We start from the raw sequence: 341 nt of genomic DNA on the forward strand, positions 1-341 counted from the left end.
CCCGTAAACCCGAATCGCACCATGTTGTTACCAATGTCATTACGGATATCACGGGTAAATTGCCCCACCATGACCCCATCTAAATAATAGGTAAATTGGTTGGTAGTAGGCTCCCATTCAAATTGAGCAATATGATAACGCCCATCTTCTAATTCGCCCCCAGCCACAGACGTAGCGGGTATTAACGTATTCGCTGGGCTTGGCGCATAAATATCCCCGTTTAAATACACCGCAGTATGATCAATGTATTGACCACCAAGCGCATCATCAGTAGCGCCAAGGAAAGTGTTATCAAAGGTATCAAATTCAAACACAATGGATGGTTGAACACGCTGTCCACC

The 341-nt window shown here is 45.2% G+C and carries 1 protein-coding gene; it reads right to left on the bottom strand.

Annotation, left to right across the window (positions count from 1 at the left end; all coding sequences use genetic code 11):
* On the bottom strand, window positions 1-341 hold a 341-nt coding region (locus E5A76_RS07540), incomplete at both ends, for a lectin-like domain-containing protein (RefSeq protein WP_222932513.1).

Source organism: Photobacterium lucens (genome assembly GCF_009873615.1).
Lineage (GTDB): Bacteria > Pseudomonadota > Gammaproteobacteria > Enterobacterales > Vibrionaceae > Photobacterium > Photobacterium lucens.